This window comes from Paenibacillus sp. NPDC057967, from assembly GCF_042887015.1.
Classification (GTDB): Bacteria; Bacillota; Bacilli; order Paenibacillales; family Paenibacillaceae; genus Pristimantibacillus.
This window is the reverse complement of record NZ_JBHVQB010000015.1, coordinates 65905-84193: the sequence shown is the minus strand read 5'-3', so window position 1 is coordinate 84193 and position 18289 is coordinate 65905. Positions and strand designations below refer to the sequence as shown.

Below are 18289 nucleotides of genomic sequence, written 5' to 3'. Positions count from 1 at the left end.
CATGTATTAGGCACGCCGCCAGCGTTCGTCCTGAGCCAGGATCAAACTCTCCATAAAAGTTAGTTTGACTTGCTCAATAACGTTGTTGCTTCGAAATCTCTCATAACCAGCAAGCTGATTAAGGAAACTTCGTTATCGATTCAATCTTGCGATTGTATCGGGCAGTTTCGCTCGTTGTTCAGTTTTCAAAGAACAATCATTTGTCTTTCGTTTCGTGCGTGTCAGCCGTATGTCTCAGCGGCGACAAGTAATAATATATCACAGGGGCCCAATTGAATGCAACCCCTTTTTTATATTTTTTTTCAAAAGCTTTTTATGTCCTTAAGATCTGTATGTTCTGGCATTCAATGCGTAGCGCGACAGCTCCTTCGGGGAAGCAATTCGCGCATACATTCTGAAGATGATTTTGTACCGTCTTGCTATAGCGCTTTTGATATCTCCATCTAATCGGGAGTCGTTCAGATCCAGCAGCATCTCATCCAGTTCTTTGCGCAATACGTAATCGAGTTCTTTGCATTCCTTGTCGTTGAATAGTATTCCGAGCATAACCGTAAGCGGCCTCCTTTGGGGTATATAGCGCATATGGACCGTCCTGAGACGAACAAAAGGCGGCTCCTTCGCAAATGCGCTTCGGACACCGCCTTACTGTTATGCTCAAATATTGGAAATATTATTACTCTATTTTAACAACCAAAGTGTAATGGTGCTTTCAATAATGGAAGCGACCAGGAGTCCTACGGTCAAAATCACCATCATCGGTACCGTACGAATAGCAAAATGCTCGATCTCCCGTCCGATCCCAGGCAGCTTAGCTCTCGCAAATAACAAGTTGCCTCCCGCCCGAATGACCAGCGTGCCGAACTTCAGCCCGTATGCGCAAGCTATAATGATAGCGGGAATCTCGATAATGCCATGAGGCAGCAACCCTTTGACAATCAGCTCCCATACCGGCAGTGCATCTGGCGATTCAGCTGTGAGCTTCAATACAAATCCGATCACCATTCCGTTAATCCCGAGGAAGAGCAGCGGCAATATACCGAAGAACGCGCCCAAATACATGACCAGTATCGATTTAATCGCATTATTAAAGAAAATAACGATCATCATCATTAACGTCGGATTACTGCTGTTGTCTACGGATTCGACAAGCTGGCCTAGCCCTGTCAGCTGGCCTTCAAGAAAAGCGCGGAAGCCTTCATTCGTTCCGCCGACCACAATGCCCGCAAAAAACAGAATAAAAGCAAAACCGATATAGCCCCGCATGTCTTTAAAGTGCTGTATGATGGCGCTGAGCTTGAACAATCGCACACCTCCCGATTAATCGTATCGTGTCTCCAACATTCTAATCGCTTGCTGTCAAATTAAATGAATAAGTATCGATGGTACGAGCATAGATTGTACTACTAATGTAAATGCTGACGCCCTTCCCGGGGCGAAGCGAAGAGAGGAGCGCTTTCCCCCATGAATATGTTTTATGTCATGAACGGCAAGAAACTCAAGAAGTATTTCTTCATTGCAATTGCGCTGATATTCTCCATTGGCATCATCTATGCCGAACGGGACAACATCACCGTGTTTGCGCCTCAGCAGCCAGCTGCCATCTATAGCGTTCCGACCGACAAGAAGGTTGTCGCCCTGACGTTCGATATTAGCTGGGGAGACAAGCGTGCCGAGCCTATCCTCCAAGTATTAAAGGAGAAAAACATTAGCCACGCGACCTTCTTCGTATCGTCGGTATGGAGCCAGTCCCACCCCGATCTGGTAAAGAAGATTCAAGACGCCGGATATGAAATCGGCAGCCATGGTCACAAGCATGACTTCTACAGCAAGCTCAGCGAAGAGGAAATCCGCAAGCAGATTACGACGGCTCATACCATTCTCTCCGATATTACGGGCAAGCAGCCTAATTTGATCCGTCTTCCGAACGGCGACTTCGACAAACGAGTGCTTCGTATCGCAGAAGAACTGCAGTATAAGGTCATTCAATGGGATACCGACTCCATGGATTGGATGAATATCGGAACGGACAAGATCGTCAATCGAGTCGTCACCCGCACTCATCCTGGAGATATCATTCTCATGCATGCGAGCGACACGGTCACCCAGACGCATGAAGCACTGCCAGCCATCATCGATCAATTGCGTACCGAAGGTTATGAGTTCGTCAATGTGACGCAGCTCATTACCCAGACAGAAACCGACGGCAGCGCGGTGCAAGACAAACAATCGAATGCCAAAGGGCAGCTTAGCGCAGCTGAATAAAGAGAAAGATTAACCGGCCGATTTCGCAGGAGTTACTGCGGAGTTGGCCGTCTCTTTTTTGAGCAGGCGGTGCATCATCATATTTTGGTACGCATTGCAGACGAACAGCGGAGACATCATAAAGATAATAGCTGCGACATTTGTCTCCCCTTGCAGTGCCGGCCACGCTTCAATAAAGGTAACCACGAACATCAGGAACATCGTTGGAATAAACGCTGTTTTGTTCGTTTGCTTCACTTTGAGCCATGTCATTGCGAAGGAAAGCACCAAAATGACAAGCGGAAGCACCCAGAAAAACCAGTTGTTAGTCCGGTCCTCATACAGTACATAGCCGAGTGCTAACACAGCAAACAACGTCGTATAACCCTGCAAGGCATTCCATAAGTATTTCTTGCGGAATACGCTGAGGGCGATGTAGTTAAGCGTCAAATAAGCGAAGAAGCCCATTTGGCTGAAAGCGCCGATCATAAGGCCCGATATCGCCATCATCATCGCATTGAATCCGGTCGCTTCAAAGCCGAGAAAACCAAACTCCTGATTGGTTAGCAGCATAATCGAACCGACCACAACGCATACAAGCGCTCCGATGGCCATGGTGCTCCAGAATAAAAAGAACCATTTTCTTATATTCACGCGAATAAATCCCCCTAAAAAGTTTTGGGCAGCAAAACGAACTTCGACAGTAAAGCTCGATTTTGCTCGACTCCCCGAAGGTTTTCCCTTTATTTTACCACGATCGCAACAAAAAGCTAATGCCCGTCCATGATAAAACAGTGAACAATGCGCATAATAAAAACGATCAAGCGCTGGTTTGCCGCATGTCGCCGATCACCGGTATACTGGGCACGCGCCAACCACCCGATATTACAGCCCAGCCATGACATAGAAGGGAGCAAGCAGGATATGCGCATCCGTTGGACTTTATCGTCTTCATTACTGGCGTTAACATTACTGCTGACAAGCTGCGGTACCGAATCATCAGGAAACGTCCAGCAGCAGCTCAGCTATAAGGACATGAAATCGATGGTCATAGACATCCTGAAGACGGAAGATGCCCAGAAGGCGCTTCAACAATCGGCCGAGCAGCTATCAGGCTACACGGCTCAAGCATCCAAGCTTTTATCCGTACAGGATCAAGAGGAAGTTCGGCTCGCCGTCAAAGATGTCATCAGTTCGCCGGATTATGACAAAGTCATCCGGAAGCTTATGACCGACACCAGGTTTGCAGGCGAATTTGCCAAAGCCGTTAATAAAGAAAACAAGGACATTCATAAAGAACTTATTAAAGACCCTGCTTATCAGCAGGAATTAATCAAGACGATGAGAAACCCGGAAATGGAGAAGCTGATTCTTGAAGTGCTAAAGAGCGCTCAATACCGTAAAGAGGTCATGTCGCTCATGCAGGAATCGATGCAGAACCCGCTCTTCCGCCTCGAAGTGCTCGATCTCATGAAGGCGGCAGTTCAGGAAGAGCTGCAGCCGAAGCCGGATGAGAAAGTGAAGAAGGCGCAAGGTCAAGAAGAACAAAAAGGCGAGGAAGAGGGTCAAGGCTCGCAAGATGAAGAAGGTATGGAGTAGCATCTGAATCAAATTGGCAGGATATCAAAAGAAACCCGAGCTTCGAGCTTGCCGCAGAGGCAGCCCGAGGTTCGGGTTTTTGCATGTGTCGGTGAAACTAGCCCGAAAGGCGGGCGGTATTACTTCCCGCAGCGCTCAATAACGCTGTCCGCCAGCTCCAGATACAAGCTGCCAGTTTCCGAATCCGCCTTATAGACCGATGGCGAGAAGTCAGGCTCAGACGGATGGTTGTCCGGTGCGCCAAGCGGAATTTGCGCCAGCAGATCGCAATGAAGCGTTTCTGCCAGCTTGCCGCCGCCGCCGCGGCCGAATACGTATTCCTTCTCTCCCAACTTGGATACGAAGTACGACATATTCTCGACGACGCCGATAATTTCATGCTCCGTCTTGATCGCCATCGCGCCGGCACGCGCCGCGACGAATGCGGCTGTCGCATGAGGCGTCGTTACGATAATTTCTTTGCTTTGCGGAATGATCTGATGAACATCCAAGGCTACGTCGCCTGTACCGGGAGGCAGGTCAAGCAGCATATAATCCAGCTCGCCCCATTCGATCTCCTGGAAGAAGTTGCGCAACATCTTGCCAAGCATCGGCCCGCGCCATACGATCGGGCTGTTGTCCTCGACGAAGAAGCCCATGGAGATGACTTTCACGCCATAGCGCTCGATCGGGATGACACGCTCGTCCACGACGGCCGGTCGCTCCTCGATGCCCATCATATCGGGCACGCTGAAGCCGTAGATATCCGCGTCGATGATGCCGACACGCTTACCCTTGCGAGCCAAGGCGACCGCCAAGTTAACGGTCACCGTGGACTTGCCGACGCCGCCCTTGCCGCTGGCGACGGCGATGAAGGTCGTCCCGCTGCCCGAAGACAGCAGCGGGCTGGCGATTCCAGCCCCATGTCCCTGTACGGGGCTGCTGGCCTTGGCGCCGGCTGTGCCGCCCGGTGCCGCACTTGCCGCGGGCGCAGGCTGCGCGCTGCCCGCTGCAGCTGGCGCCGCCTCGTCCCGAAACCGGCAATGCACGGTTTCGACGCCGATCGGCGCCAGCACCTCGCGAAGCGAGGCTTCGAGCGCGGACTGAATCGCCGCGCCCGCTCCAAGAACCGTCAATGATACTTGACGGTTCCGAACCATGACATCGCGGAAGCTAACGCCTTCCGCTTGATATTGCTGCTGGGCCATCGCAGACTCGATGGCCTCGATGGCTTTCTCCCGTGTCAACATCGTATATGTCCCACCTTTATGAGTTAAGAGAACTTCCTCCCTATTATAACACAGGAAGCCTTCGTTTCATGAACGGTTCATGAACGAAGGCTCCTGTCGGACGCCTACTTCCCGCTTCCGTTCTGCAGGTCCAGCTGCTGCTGCGAATCTCCGCTCAGCTTCTCTCCCGACACGAAGCGCAATACGCCTTGATAAATGGAAGCCGCTACTTTCCGTTGATACTCCGTATCTGCCAGTCTGGCCGCTTCCCCCGGATTAGACAGAAAGCCGACCTCGACAAGTGCCGTCGGTACCTGCGTGATTGCCTTCATCAGATAGACATCTCCTACCTTGGCAGCTATACGAGTCGTATTCTCCAGATTGCGCTTGATCTCATCCTGGATGAAAGCGGCAAGCACCCGATTATCGGGGTGATTATCCGGCTGATAGAACGTTTGGGCTCCCGACCACTTCTGCTGCGGGATACTGTTCATATGGACACTGACCACGGCTGCGGCGCCGCTTTCATTAATCAGTGCCGCTCTCCGCTTCAGATCCTCCGTCTTGCGCTTGCTGTAAGCATGGGCATCTCCTGAAGCCAGATCGTAATCCCCTTCCCTGGTCATCACGACGACGGCGCCAGCTTCCTGCAAGTAATCACGCAAGTACAGGGCAATCGCAAGATTCAGATCTTTTTCAATAATGCCGCTCTTGCTGACCGCGCCGCCATCCGCTCCCCCATGACCCGCATCAATAGCAATCGTTTTGCCCGATAGAGGCAATGTCCAATACGACCATGTGCTCGATGCCGGCAAGCTCTGACGCAGCAGCAAGCCTGTCAGCACAATAACCAGAGCGGCTACCGTCAGCCGAATCGCACCCTTATAGGTCATCCATACGACAAAGTGCCGCTTTATTCTGCGCATCAAAAAACCACCTCGTCTTCCATATCGATGAATGCGCAGCACCTATCCGGTTACTCTGTAGGATAAGCCTTGTGCGCACATTCATGTATATGGGACGAGGTGGTCAAATATGTGCCGTTATCGGCAATTCCGGTCCAGGACGGCTGGTCTTAGCCTACAGGCTGCTCCGTCATGCCCTCAATCAATATCTTCGCAACCTCAGGCCGTGAGAATTCCGGCGGAGGGCATACGCCATCGCGCAGCATCGCCCGCACTTTCGTGCCGGAGAGCGTCAAGTGCGACGTCTTGTCATGCGGACAAGTCTTGGTCGTCGCCATATTGCCGCAAGCTGTGCAGAAGAAGCTGTGTTCGAAGTACAACGGCGTAATGCCGAGATCTTCAGCCGGGATCGACCTCAACAGCTCTTGTGCTTCGTACGTCCCGTAGTAGTCGCCTACTCCCGCATGGTCGCGTCCCACGATAAAGTGGGTGCATCCGTAGTTCTTCCGCACGATGGCATGGAAGATGGCTTCACGAGGTCCTGCATAACGCATGGCTGCAGGGAACACGCCAAGGAATGCGCGATCCACCGGATAATAGTTCTCCAGCAGAGCCAGATAACTCTTCATCCGTACATTCGCCGGTACATCATCCGATTTCGTCTCGCCGACCAGCGGGTTCAGGAACAATGCATCAACGATCTCCATCGCGGTCTTCTGAATATATTCATGTGCACGATGAACGGGATTGCGGGTCTGGAAGCCAACAACCGTCTTCCATCCTTTCTCTGCGAACTGCCTCCGTGTCTCAGCAGGATCGAAGTAGAACTCCTGGAACTTCTCCGGCTTCGGACGGTTCAATACCGTGATCGGCCCGCCGACATAAGTAGACGGTCTCTCCAGCAGCTTCTGTACGCCTGGATGCTCCGTATCATTCGTTTTAAAAATATGAACCGCTTCAACCTGCTGATCTACGGTATAGATACTCTCCACTGCAATGATTCCGTACGTAATGCCATCCTCTCCGATAAGCGCCACTTTCTCGCCTACCTTCAATTCGGCTGCTTTCACATCATCGACAGCCAGTGTAATCGGGATACTCCACACCAGGCCGTTGGCCAATCTCGTTTTCTCCACAACTGACGTATAATCGTCCTGATTCAGAAATCCGGTCAGCGGCGAGAACGCGCCTACACCGATCAGATCCAGATCAGAAATCGTCCATGTATTAATCGTGATGAAATTAAGGTCTTTTGCTTCCTGCAGGAGCGTTTCTCGCTCTGCGGCTTCGGCGATCCGGTTAACCAGCACACCGCCATGAGGTAAGATTTGACTCATAATCGTAGAAGTCCTCCTATACATGCCTTCGCAAATGGTTTATTTATGAAGCCCGCACTCCGTCTTCTCTTGTCCCGACCAGCGTCCTGCACGAGGGTCCTCCCCCGGCATGACCTGGCGTGTGCAATACTCACAGCCGATACTCGGGTAGTAGTTGTCATGAAGCGGATTGTAGACGACATCGTTATCGCGGATATATTGCCATACATCTTCCGTTGTCCAGTTGGCTATAGGATTGAACTTCACCAAACCGAACTTCACGTCATATTCAATCTTCTTTGAGTTGGCGCGTGTAGGCGCCTGATCACGGCGAATGCCAGTAATCCAAGCTTCGTATTGGGATAGAATCTTCGTGAGCGGTTGAACCTTGCGGATATCGCAGCATTTGTTAGCGTCGGACTTCCATAGCTCATCACCGAACTGTGCAGCCTGTTCTTCCGGCGTAATCTCCGGCTTCACCTCGACGAACGGAATGCCCGGGTAGCGCTCTGCAAGCCGGTCACGCGTCTCATAAGTGTCCTTAAAGTGGAAATCGGTGTCTAAGTAGAAAATATCCGTCGTCGGGCTAACCTTCTGCAGCATGTCTACCAGAACGACATCCTCCGCGCCAAAGCTGCATGCAAACGTAATATTCGGGAATGTCTCCACTGCAAAACGAATAATGTCCTCCGGCGTCGCGTTTTCCAGCTCGACAGCCTTTTGCGCAATAAGTGCTTCCTTCTCAAACAGATTCATACGTATGACCTCCGTTATTAATTCCAAGTAAAGTAGTCTGTATAATTGATTATATGCCTTTCTACACGGTAGTTCAATCAGAACTTTACACATTTACGCAAAAAATACCATCAAAAGCATCGATGGGCTATATGAATCCATTAGATTCATGGAAGCATGGGCATGTTCCTCAGCCTTCCTCGCTGTACGTGTCTTCATCAATATGACCCTAAACACAAAAAAACGCCTTCTCTGCAAGCAGAGAAGGCGTTTGGTTGTAACGATTAACGTTTCGAGAACTGTGGAGCGCGACGAGCCGCTTTAAGACCGTATTTTTTACGTTCTTTCATACGCGGATCACGAGTCAAGAAGCCTGCACGCTTCAGAGCCGGACGGAACTCAGGGTCTGCTTTCAGCAGAGCACGGGAGATACCGTGACGGATTGCGCCAGCTTGACCGGACATGCCGCCGCCGTTAGCGATAACCAATACATCGTATTTGGACAATGTGTCAGTCAGGTTAAGCGGTTGTTTTACGATCAGCTTGAGTGTTTCCAAACCGAAATATTCATTCAAATCGCGTTTATTAACAATGATTCGTCCTTCACCCGGCACAAGACGTACACGTGCAACAGAGTGTTTACGACGACCGGTTCCATAGTATTGCACTTGAGCCATGAAACTTGTCCTCCTCTTTATTACCCGCGAAGCTCGTAGACTTCAGGGTTTTGGGCTTGATGTGGATGTTCCGCACCTGCGTAAACTTTCAATTTAAGCTTCATTTTGTTACCAAGACGGTTCTTAGGCAACATGCCGTGCACAGCCAGCTCAATTACGCGCTCTGGCTTTTTCTGAATCATCTCGTGTGCCGGAGTGACCTTAAGGCCACCTGTGTACATCGAGTGACGGTAGTACATTTTGTCTGCCATTTTGTTACCTGTCAGAACAATTTTCTCAGCGTTGATCACGACAACGAAATCGCCAGTGTCAACATGCGGCGTAAATTGCGGTTTGTGCTTGCCACGGATCAGGCTTGCAGCTTCGCTAGCCAGACGACCAAGGGTTTTGCCTTCCGCATCGATGACGAACCATTTACGCTCAACTTCATTTGGCTTAGCCATATAGGTGGTACGCATGGATGATCCTCCTTAATTCTTTAACCATAATCGTTTTTATAACAACGTTTCCGTTGGTTTGTTATTCATTGTTGAATCTTGCATTTGGCGGCCATTCTTAGTCGGGGCTGTGGGAGAGCCACTAAGAAAGCACAAGTTATATTCTACAATATAGAATAGCAAAGTGCAAGCTGTTTTTCCGCTTTCTTTCGTCAGCGCAAAGCCGCTCGTAGGGCTTCCAACATGTGATAATCAGACAGATTGGCCTCAGTCCGTTGATTCGTGCACAATGCCAGGTATAGCTGCCGTTGAACGGTACCGCATTCATCTAAGAACCGTAAGTACGGACATGCTGTAATTTCCATTGAGGTGCATCCTTGAATATGACGTACATCATCCGATGTTCCCCACTCGCGTATAGCTTTCCACTTGAAGTGACGTCTAAGAGATTAACTCCTCTGACGATCTTCATTCTATCCTGCTCGCATCCCTAATACAATCTCAGTCTCCAGACTGAGTCGTCCCCCACCACGGGGCGGTTCCCTTAGCTTCATCGGATTGGTACAATGAGGATAACAAATGCAGCATGAACAAGTGAGCTTGTTCTTCCGTGCTGTATATTAGGAGAGAAGACGATGAGACCCAAAACGACAATTGGCATTATTATGATCATCGTAGGCATCATTGGCGTGCTCTACGTGTACGAGAACGGAAGCAGCAATACGCTTCAAAGCATTCGCAACTACTTCGCATCCGAAATCAATGAGCAGCAGACCATTGATATCAGCGATGTTCGCAACCTCGATATTTCATCTGGCAGCCTGGATGTACGAGTAGTTCGAGGCAGCGGTTCCGAGGCAGTAATCAGGCTGGAGGGCTGGGCGTCCAAGAATTACATCAAAGATCTGAAGCTCGATAGCAGCAAGAAAGACGGTACTCTGCACCTCTCGCTCAAGAGCGACCGCGGGATTCGCTTCGGCTTCGGATTCAGAGGGGTAGATATGATTGTCGAGCTGCCTGAGAAAACGTGGAGCCAGCTGGATATCGATCTGGGTAGCGGTGATTTATCCCTAGAGCAATTACGGGCTGAAAATGCCAAGCTTAATACAAACTCTGGCGACGTTAAGGGATCCGATTTCAAAGTTGACAGCAACTTATCTATTAGCATTGATAGCGGGGACCTTAAGCTGCGCAACGTGGCCGCCAAGAAGATGGATTTATCAACACAGAGCGGGGACCTATCGATTAAAGGATACGAAGCTGACACCATCAACTTTAAGGTGAATAGCGGCGATGTGGACTTCGAGGATGGTACTGCGGAGCTGACTGGGAAAACGAGCTCCGGTGACATTAAAATGCAAGTAGAGAACATAACTAGACCTACCGATCTTCGCACAGGCAGCGGTGATGTGACCGTTATGCTCGACAACAATCCAAACTCCCTTAGCGTGCAGTTCAAAGCAGGCTCCGGGGATGGCGTCATCCTAAAGGACGATTTCACTTACGAAAGCGGCTCGAAGGGTGCCAGCAGCATCAAAGGTAAATTCGGCAGCGGCGGCATTAAGCTGAACGTCCAGACTGGTTCGGGTGACTTTGTACTCAAATAAATGCGAGTGTTCAATAAGCAGGAATGACTCGTTGTTAAGTTGAAATGATGCAAAAATAAAAGCTTCCGATGCCACTTGATGTGGGGTTGGAAGCTTCTTTTGTTTCTTAACCTATGAGGCCTGGTCCACTTAGTGGCAGGGTATAATGGAAGAAATCCTCTGTTCATCGAGTCATCCGTATAGTAGCAGAGATGCATTATTCGTCATCGTCCTCTACAGCATTTGCGGCATGAGCTGCACCGTCTTCACTGTATTCCACATCCATCAGCGTCAGGGCATGCGGCATAGCGGTCGGTCCGGCCAGTGAACGGGATTTCCCTTCCAGGATACGACCTATGTCGCCAGGCTTCAGCTTGCCTTGACCTACCCACAACAATGTTCCCATAATGACGCGGACCATGTTATACAGAAAGCCGTTCCCCGTAATATAGAGATGAAGCGCCTGGCCTTCCTGTTCGAAATAGGCTTCATACACGGTCCGAATATGATGAGGCTTCGTCGAATGAATCGAGGTGTAAGAAGTGAAATCATGTGTACCGATTAGATGCCTTACGCCCTCCGCCATCGCTGCTACGTTGAGTCGTGTCGGATGATGGAAGCGATACGATCTGGCGAACACATCCGGGAACTTGCCCATATCGATCGTGTATCGGTAGGTCTTGCGTTTCGCCGAACGTCTGGAGTGGAAGCCTTCCGGCACATCCCATGCGTCCAGAATGATGATATCTTTAGGGAGCCGCGTATTCAGCGCAATCGCCCAACGTTCGGTCGGGATGGTCGAAGCCGTATGAAAGTTGAATACTTGTCCCAGCGCATGGACCCCCGCATCCGTTCGTCCAGAGCCAATAATAACGATATTTTCCCCCGACAAATGTTTAATCGCTTTCTCGATCTCGCCTTGAACCGTCCGTCCGTATGGCTGCGACTGAAAGCCGTTAAAATTCGTTCCATCATAACTGACCTTTACGCCGATATTACGCATTGTTTTCACCCTCTGCCCTTTATCCACTGCAAATTGAAATCGGTAGTACCGACTTATCTTTCTTCCTACTGCCCTACCAGCAAATTCAGCTCGGTTTCATCGACCTAATTCATTCGATACACTTACTTTCGTGTACTTAAGTCGGTGAAAGCGACCTATTTTGCTCCTGACAGCGTTACATGCAACTTTAAGTCGATGTCATCGACCTCATCATCCACCACACAGTACTTCGTTCATTTAAGTCGATGATATCGACTTAAACATCCCCATTTACGTGAGAGAGACACACCTGAGAGCTGACGTGTTCAGTCTGTCGGACGCTTGTGTTTCTCATTAAATAAAAAAAGGTGGCCCAGAGGACCACCCTTTACTTGCAACAACCTACGCGCGGTCAACCAGCTCAAGGTAAACCATAGGCGCGGCATCGCCGCGACGAGGACCCAGCTTAAGGATACGCGTGTATCCGCCTGCACGCTCCGAGTAACGAGTAGCTAGCTCGGAGAACAGCTTTTGGATTGCGTCTTGCTCACCATTTACGGATTCGCGACGCACGAATGCTGCCACTTGACGACGAGCATGAAGATCACCTTTCTTAGCTTTAGTGATCAGCTTTTCAGCGATAGAACGAACCTCTTTCGCTTTAGCTTCAGTCGTTTGAATGCGCTCATACAGGAACAGATCAGTAACGAGGTCACGGAACAATGCTTTCCGCGCACTTGCGTCACGTCCCAATTTTTGATATGCCATCTTGTTTTCCCCTCCCTTGCTCTGTTGTCACATCTAGCTGTGAACTGCTATTCTTCCATGCGAAGGCCAAGACCCAGCTCTTCCAGCTTCTCTTGAACTTCCTCAAGCGACTTGCGGCCCAGGTTACGAACCTTCATCATGTCCTCTTCGGATTTCGTGATCAGCTCTTGAACGGTATTAATGCCTGCACGCTTCAAGCAGTTATATGAACGTACTGAAAGATCCAGCTCTTCGATAGTCATCTCCAAGACTTTCTCTTTCTTGTCTTCTTCCTTCTCAACCATGATCTCCGCATCTTTGGCTTCATCCGTTAATCCAACGAACAAGTCCAAGTGCTCGGTCAATATTTTAGCGCCGAGGCTTACAGCCTCTTCAGGGCGAATACTGCCATCCGTCCATACTTCCAGCGTCAGCTTGTCATAGTTCGTGACTTGACCGACGCGAGTGTTTTCTACGCTGTAATTAACACGAGTAATGGGCGTGTAGATCGAATCGACAGGAATGACGCCAATCGGTTGATCGTCGCTCTTGTTCCGGTCCGCTTGCACGTAACCGCGTCCCCGATTAGCAAAAATCCGCATATGGAGTCGCGCTCCGGAGGCCAAGGTCGCAATGTGAAGATCAGGGCTTAAAATCTCGACATCGCTATCTGCCCGAATGTCCCCCGCTGTTACGTTGCCTTCGCCTTCCGCGTCGATTTCCAGCACCTTCTCTTCGTCGGAGTGGATTTTGAGCGACAGGCCTTTCAGGTTCAGGATGATTTCCGTTACGTCTTCAATCACTCCAGGAACCGTAGAAAACTCATGCAGCACGCCGTCGATTTGAACCGACGTTACAGCCGCACCAGGCAATGACGACAACAGAATTCGGCGAAGCGAATTTCCAAGCGTCGTGCCGTATCCGCGTTCCAGCGGCTCGACCACGAAACGTCCGTAGGTTCCTTCATCGTTCAGTTCTACGGTTTCGATTTTCGGCTTTTCGATCTCAATCACAATAGTACCCTCCTTCAAACGTCGCTCCGTTACCTTGTCGTTTTTATGTCAAATCTCGTAGTATGCCAAACCTTCACAACCATTATTCACAAGTTGCTGTTATTTGATACCACCGTGGATCAGACTATACGCGACGACGTTTTGGCGGACGGCATCCGTTGTGTGGAACTGGCGTAACATCCTTAATGAGGTTAACTTCCAATCCAGCAGCTTGAAGCGAACGGATTGCAGCTTCACGGCCTGCGCCTGGTCCTTTAACCATAACTTCGACCGTTCTCATGCCGTGCTCCATTGCTGCTTTCGCAGCGGATTCAGCAGCCATTTGAGCGGCAAACGGGGTGCTTTTGCGGGAACCCTTGAAACCAAGGTTGCCGGAGCTAGCCCATGAAATTGCGTTACCGTGCGGGTCGGTGATCGTAACGATCGTGTTGTTAAACGTGGAACGGATATGTGCCACGCCGCTATCAATATTTTTCCGGTCGCGACGTTTAGTACGAACGACCTTTTTTGGTTTAGCCATTGATCATTATCCTCCCTTCTTATTTCTTCTTGTTCGCTACAGTACGACGAGGACCTTTGCGCGTGCGAGCGTTAGTTTTCGTACGTTGACCGCGAACAGGAAGACCGCGACGGTGACGAAGACCACGGTAGCAGCCGATCTCAGTCAGACGTTTAATGTTAAGTGAAATTTCACGACGAAGGTCGCCTTCCACTTTTACGGATTTGTCGATGGCTTCGCGCAAACGAGCCAGCTCGTCTTCAGTCAGATCGCGAACGCGAGTGTCCGGATTAACTTCAGTCGAAGCTATGATTTTTTGAGACGTCGTTTTGCCGATACCAAAAATATACGTCAGGGCGATTTCAACGCGCTTGTCGCGCGGAATATCTACACCAGCTATACGTGCCATGGGCTATATTTCCCTCCTTTTAACCTTGTTTTTGTTTGTGTTTCGGATTTTCACAAATCACCATAACGTTGCCTTTGCGACGAATGACTTTGCATTTTTCGCAAATCGGCTTAACCGAAGGTCTAACCTTCATTGTGATTACCTCCCGAATCTTTCGTGGGCAAGCCGTAAGTCACGGCCTACTTCCGATAGGTGATGCGCCCTCTTGATAAATCATAAGGCGATAACTGTATAACCACTTTGTCTCCTGTCAGGATGCGGATAAAGTGCATTCTGAGCTTGCCGGAAACATGGGCGAGAATCTGATGACCGTTCTCCAGCTCCACCTTGAACATGGCATTTGGCAACGGCTCAATAACCGTGCCTTCGACCTCAATGACGTCTTCTTTAGCCAACCGTCATTCTCCTTTCGCATACGCATACTTCTGAATCACATAACGTAACTTGGCATTGGTCACCCTGCCGGACTCTTGCAAGCTGGTTGTAACCTCTTGACTGATGGCAGGCTGTAACTGTAAATGCAGAACGTTCTTTTTCTTCGGCGAATCGAATCTTCGCTTGTCGCCGTCCGCAATCATAACGAATCGCTCGTCAATGATTCCGATGACAACGGCATAGCTCTCTTCGTCTTTGCCTCGAAGCACTTTGACGATCTGTCCAACTTGCGGTTGAGTTTCCATCGACCTAAGCCTCTGGCTGCTCTGGCAATTTGGTCAAAATCTCAAAGCCGTCCTCCGTGACGACAACCGTGTGCTCGAAGTGAGCGCACCAGGAAGCGTCTTGCGTTACCACTGTCCAATTGTCCTCAAGCGTCCGGACATATCGTTCACCGATATTGACCATCGGCTCGATTGCAAGCGCCATACCCGGCTTCAGACGCGGCCCTCTATCCGGTACGCCGTAGTTCGGTATTTGCGGTTCTTCATGCAGATCCGCGCCGATTCCGTGCCCTACGTATTCCCGAACGACCGAGAAACCTGCCGCTTCGATAACCTTTTGGATGGCGTGCGATACCGTATAGAGTCTGACATCCGGCTTCACGAGCGCAAGACCCGCATAGAGCGACTCTTCCGTTACGTCTAGCAGCCTTTGAACTTCAGGCGTTACGCTGCCGACCGCATAGGTCCAAGCGGAATCACCATGATAGCCCTCATACTGCGCGCCGATGTCGATACTTATAATATCGCCCTCGTTCAACTTGCGTGATCCAGGGAAGCCGTGTACCAGCTCGTCATTGACAGAAGCGCATATGCTGGAAGGAAATCCATTGTAACCTTTAAATGAAGGAGTAGCGCCTTGGCTTCTAATGTACTTCTCGGCAATCGCGTCGAGCTCACCTGTAGTGATGCCCGGCTTAACCGCCTGTGCCATTAGACGATGCGTCTCCGCAACGATGCGTCCGGCTTCCCTCATTAATCGCAGCTCCGATTCGGATTTGCATATTATCATTACAACGTACCTTTCAAGCAGGAAACGATATCGGATGTAACGACATCAATATCTTTCTCGCCGTCGACTTCGCGCAGGAGACCCTTACCGCTGTAGTAGTCAAGAAGCGGAGCCGTCTTGGACGTGTATTCGTCCAGGCGTGTGCCCACTTTCTCCTCTGTATCATCAGAACGCTGATACAGCTCTCCGCCGTCTTTATCGCAGACGCCTTCGACTTTCGGAGGATTGAATAATACATGGTAGGTCGTTCCGCAAGATTTGCAGATGCGTCTACCCGTCAAACGAGCAAGCAGCAATCCGCGATCAACTTTCAAGTTTACGACATGGTCAATGCTGCGGCCCAGCTCGCTCAGCATCACATCAAGCGCTTCGGCTTGCTGGATCGTACGAGGGAATCCGTCGAGCAAAAACCCTTTTTGGCAATCATCCAGAGCCAGACGCTCTTTCACGATACCGTTTGTAATCTCATCTGGAACAAGCAGACCTTGATCTACATATTCCTTCGCTTTCAAACCAAGCGGCGTCTCTTGCTTCATCGCAAGGCGGAACGCATCGCCGGTCGAAATGTGCGGGATACCGAACTCTTCTACGATACGCTCAGCTTGCGTACCTTTGCCGGCTCCTGGAGGGCCCATGAATAAAATGTTCATTACCGTGTTCCTCGCTTTAAACACAATAGGCTCGTTCGGGCTACTCGCGAATACGCTGCAGCCCGCCTTCGAACCTAATGTTATTTATTGATAAACCCTTTGTAATGGCGTTTGATCAACTGGCCCTCGATCTGCTTCATCGTATCAAGCGCAACGCCGACAACGATAAGGAGCGAAGTACCGCCAAGCTGCACCGAGCGCGGTAATCCAGCCAATGCTCCGAAGAACACTGGGAAAACGGAGATAAGCGCCAGGAAGATTGCACCTGTCAACGTGATCCGCGACAATACGCGAGTCAGGTAGGACGAAGTCGGCTTGCCTGGACGAATGCCCGGAATGTATCCGCCATTCTTCTTCATCTGATCAGCCATCTGTACCGGATTAATTTGCACGAATGTGTAGAAGAAAGTGAAACCGATAATCAGCAATACGTACAGGACCATGCCAAGCGGCTTGTCGTAGCTCATATTGTTGATAATCCATTGCGCCCATTGCTGGTGAGACCAGAAGTTCGCAATTGTAGTCGGGAACATGAGCAACGAAACCGCGAAGATGACCGGGATTACCCCTGCGCCATTGACCTTCATCGGAATGTGAGTCGATTGTCCGCCGTACATTTTGCGTCCAACAACACGCTTCGCGTATTGAACCGGAATCTTCCGGATACCTTGCTGGATGAAGATAACACCAACGATAATCGCGATAATCACGATTACAATCAGTAGCATCTTCGCAATGTTCAAGAAGAGCTGATCTTGAGCACCAACGAATTGATCCTCATAAATCGTGCGAATGTGGCCAGGAATACCGGCTACGATCGCTGCGAAGATCAGAATCGAGATACCGTTGCCGATACCTCTCTCCGTAATTTGCTCACCAAGCCACATCAGGAAGGCTACGCCTGCCGTAAGGATGATAGCGATGACCAGGTAATCTACGAAGGTAGCGCCAGGAATCATTTCAAACCCGAACTGGCGGTTAAAGCCGATCGCCGTAGCGAAGCCTTGAACCAGACCGAGAATGATTGTTCCGTAACGTGTAATTTGAGCAAGTTTCTTTTTACCGTTTTCGCCTTCTTTTGCCCACTCTGCAAACTTTGGAATTACATCCATCGACAACAGCTGCACAATGATGGAAGCTGTGATGTACGGCGTAATGGAAAGTGCGAAGATAGAGAACTGAAAGAGCGCTCCGCCGGAGAATGTATTCAGCAGGCCGAACAAATCAGCACCTGCCGAATCCATGTTCTTGAAAACATCTTTGTTAACACCCGGTACCGGAATAAAGGATCCGATCCGATAAATGAATAGGATGAAAAGTGTGAATAGGATCCGTGTACGCAGATCCGCCACTTTCCATATGTTGGACACGGTTGTGAACAATTAGATCACCTCGGTTTTACCGCCGGCAGCCTGGATTTTCTCTACCGCAGATTGAGAGAACTTTTTCGCCTTAACAGTAAGAGCTACTTTCAATTCACCATTACCCAAGATCTTGATTCCTGCCAAAGGATTTTTGACAATTCCTTGTTCAAGAAGAACTTCTGGTGTAACTTCAGTACCTGCTGCAAAGCTGTTCAGCTCTTCAATGTTGACAATCGCATATTCGGTACGGAAAGGGTTGTTAAAGCCACGTTTCGGAACGCGGCGGTACAATGGGTTCTGTCCGCCCTCGAAGCCTGGGCGAACGCCGCCGCCGGAGCGAGCGTTTTGACCTTTGTGACCTCTGCCGGCCGTCTTGCCGTTACCGGTACCGATACCGCGACCTTTACGCTTTGGCGCTTGAGTCGAGCCCGGTGCTGGTGCTAAGTCATGCAATTTCATCGTTCGTGCACCT

Annotated in this window: 24 protein-coding genes; 3 read left to right on the top strand and 21 right to left on the bottom strand. The window is 50.1% G+C overall.

From position 1 onward, the window contains the following. Positions 1–321 precede the first annotated feature (321 nt). Positions 322–546: a hypothetical protein gene (locus ACFVSO_RS28295; protein ID WP_116050199.1), complete on the bottom strand. Its 225-nt coding sequence runs from the start codon at positions 544–546 to the stop codon at positions 322–324. Between the two features lie 132 nt (positions 547–678). Continuing rightward, positions 679–1302 carry a stage II sporulation protein M gene (locus ACFVSO_RS28290; protein WP_387480056.1) on the bottom strand — a complete coding sequence of 208 codons (624 nt, stop codon included), beginning with the start codon at positions 1300–1302 and terminating at the stop codon, positions 679–681. Between the two features lie 159 nt (positions 1303–1461). On the opposite strand from ACFVSO_RS28290, the gene pdaB reads away from it, so the two are divergent. Continuing rightward, complete coding sequence (pdaB, locus tag ACFVSO_RS28285) at positions 1462–2262, top strand: polysaccharide deacetylase family sporulation protein PdaB (RefSeq protein ID WP_387480055.1); 801 nt, start codon at positions 1462–1464, stop codon at positions 2260–2262. A 9-nt stretch (positions 2263–2271) separates the two neighbouring features. Here pdaB and ACFVSO_RS28280 read toward each other — a convergent pair whose 3' ends face one another. Beyond that, on the bottom strand, positions 2272–2895 hold the full coding sequence (locus ACFVSO_RS28280) for a KinB-signaling pathway activation protein (RefSeq protein ID WP_387480054.1): 624 nt from the start codon (positions 2893–2895) through the stop codon (positions 2272–2274). A 270-nt stretch (positions 2896–3165) separates the two neighbouring features. Here ACFVSO_RS28280 and gerD point away from each other — a divergent pair, with 270 nt between their 5' ends. Further along, positions 3166–3840 (top strand): spore germination lipoprotein GerD, encoded by a 675-nt coding sequence (gene gerD, locus ACFVSO_RS28275; RefSeq protein WP_387480053.1) that lies wholly within the window; start codon positions 3166–3168, stop codon positions 3838–3840. Positions 3841–3959: 119 nt separating this feature from the next. Here gerD and ACFVSO_RS28270 read toward each other — a convergent pair whose 3' ends face one another. The 6 genes from ACFVSO_RS28270 to rplM form a co-directional block, all read right to left on the bottom strand. Then, complete coding sequence (locus tag ACFVSO_RS28270) at positions 3960–5069, bottom strand: Mrp/NBP35 family ATP-binding protein (RefSeq protein ID WP_387480052.1); 1110 nt, start codon at positions 5067–5069, stop codon at positions 3960–3962. A gap of 104 nt (positions 5070–5173) precedes the next feature. Next, the gene (gene cwlD, locus ACFVSO_RS28265) at positions 5174–5974 is read right to left on the bottom strand and encodes an N-acetylmuramoyl-L-alanine amidase CwlD (RefSeq protein ID WP_387480051.1); all 801 of its coding nucleotides are present in this window, start codon (positions 5972–5974) and stop codon (positions 5174–5176) included. 149 nt (positions 5975–6123) lie between these two features. Beyond that, positions 6124–7290 carry a sulfate adenylyltransferase gene (gene sat, locus ACFVSO_RS28260; protein ID WP_387480050.1) on the bottom strand — a complete coding sequence of 389 codons (1167 nt, stop codon included), beginning with the start codon at positions 7288–7290 and terminating at the stop codon, positions 6124–6126. Between the two features lie 39 nt (positions 7291–7329). Then, on the bottom strand, positions 7330–8025 hold the full coding sequence (locus tag ACFVSO_RS28255) for a phosphoadenylyl-sulfate reductase (RefSeq protein ID WP_387480049.1): 696 nt from the start codon (positions 8023–8025) through the stop codon (positions 7330–7332). 263 nt (positions 8026–8288) lie between these two features. Then, positions 8289–8681, bottom strand: a complete 393-nt coding sequence (gene rpsI / locus ACFVSO_RS28250) for a 30S ribosomal protein S9 (protein WP_028609625.1) — start codon at positions 8679–8681, stop codon at positions 8289–8291. Between the two features lie 20 nt (positions 8682–8701). Further along, positions 8702–9139 (bottom strand): 50S ribosomal protein L13, encoded by a 438-nt coding sequence (gene rplM, locus ACFVSO_RS28245; protein WP_119803836.1) that lies wholly within the window; start codon positions 9137–9139, stop codon positions 8702–8704. 614 nt (positions 9140–9753) lie between these two features. Between rplM and ACFVSO_RS28240 the strand changes: the two genes are divergently transcribed. Beyond that, positions 9754–10725 (top strand): DUF4097 family beta strand repeat-containing protein, encoded by a 972-nt coding sequence (locus ACFVSO_RS28240; RefSeq protein WP_387480048.1) that lies wholly within the window; start codon positions 9754–9756, stop codon positions 10723–10725. A gap of 196 nt (positions 10726–10921) precedes the next feature. On the opposite strand, the gene truA is transcribed toward ACFVSO_RS28240, so the two are convergent. The 12 genes from truA to rplO all read right to left on the bottom strand — a co-directional run bounded on the left by truA (position 10922) and on the right by rplO (position 18276). After that, positions 10922–11707 carry a tRNA pseudouridine(38-40) synthase TruA gene (gene truA, locus ACFVSO_RS28235; protein WP_387480047.1) on the bottom strand — a complete coding sequence of 262 codons (786 nt, stop codon included), beginning with the start codon at positions 11705–11707 and terminating at the stop codon, positions 10922–10924. Between the two features lie 381 nt (positions 11708–12088). Beyond that, entirely contained in the window at positions 12089–12454 is a 366-nt protein-coding gene (gene rplQ, locus ACFVSO_RS28230; RefSeq protein ID WP_387480046.1) for a 50S ribosomal protein L17, read from the bottom strand. A 47-nt stretch (positions 12455–12501) separates the two neighbouring features. Next, a complete protein-coding gene (locus ACFVSO_RS28225) occupies positions 12502–13446 on the bottom strand; it encodes a DNA-directed RNA polymerase subunit alpha (RefSeq protein WP_116050216.1) in 945 nt (314 codons plus the stop codon). Positions 13447–13570: 124 nt separating this feature from the next. Further along, complete coding sequence (rpsK, locus tag ACFVSO_RS28220; RefSeq protein ID WP_116050217.1) at positions 13571–13966, bottom strand: 30S ribosomal protein S11; 396 nt, start codon at positions 13964–13966, stop codon at positions 13571–13573. Between the two features lie 19 nt (positions 13967–13985). After that, positions 13986–14354, bottom strand: a complete 369-nt coding sequence (rpsM, locus tag ACFVSO_RS28215; RefSeq protein WP_116050219.1) for a 30S ribosomal protein S13 — start codon at positions 14352–14354, stop codon at positions 13986–13988. Positions 14355–14373: 19 nt separating this feature from the next. Then, on the bottom strand, positions 14374–14487 hold the full coding sequence (gene rpmJ, locus ACFVSO_RS28210) for a 50S ribosomal protein L36 (protein ID WP_003333770.1): 114 nt from the start codon (positions 14485–14487) through the stop codon (positions 14374–14376). 46 nt (positions 14488–14533) lie between these two features. Next, positions 14534–14749, bottom strand: coding sequence for a translation initiation factor IF-1 (gene infA / locus ACFVSO_RS28205; RefSeq protein WP_015847200.1), 216 nt, complete (start codon positions 14747–14749; stop codon positions 14534–14536). 3 nt (positions 14750–14752) lie between these two features. After that, positions 14753–15034 (bottom strand): hypothetical protein, encoded by a 282-nt coding sequence (locus tag ACFVSO_RS28200; protein WP_387480045.1) that lies wholly within the window; start codon positions 15032–15034, stop codon positions 14753–14755. Between the two features lie 4 nt (positions 15035–15038). After that, the gene (gene map, locus ACFVSO_RS28195; protein ID WP_387480044.1) at positions 15039–15803 is read right to left on the bottom strand and encodes a type I methionyl aminopeptidase; all 765 of its coding nucleotides are present in this window, start codon (positions 15801–15803) and stop codon (positions 15039–15041) included. Further along, positions 15803–16453 (bottom strand): adenylate kinase, encoded by a 651-nt coding sequence (locus ACFVSO_RS28190; RefSeq protein ID WP_387480043.1) that lies wholly within the window; start codon positions 16451–16453, stop codon positions 15803–15805. Before ACFVSO_RS28190 ends, map begins: the two co-directional genes overlap by 1 nt. A gap of 80 nt (positions 16454–16533) precedes the next feature. After that, the gene (gene secY, locus ACFVSO_RS28185) at positions 16534–17835 is read right to left on the bottom strand and encodes a preprotein translocase subunit SecY (protein ID WP_387480042.1); all 1302 of its coding nucleotides are present in this window, start codon (positions 17833–17835) and stop codon (positions 16534–16536) included. Next, on the bottom strand, positions 17836–18276 hold the full coding sequence (gene rplO / locus ACFVSO_RS28180; protein WP_119803820.1) for a 50S ribosomal protein L15: 441 nt from the start codon (positions 18274–18276) through the stop codon (positions 17836–17838). Positions 18277–18289: the final 13 nt, after the last annotated feature.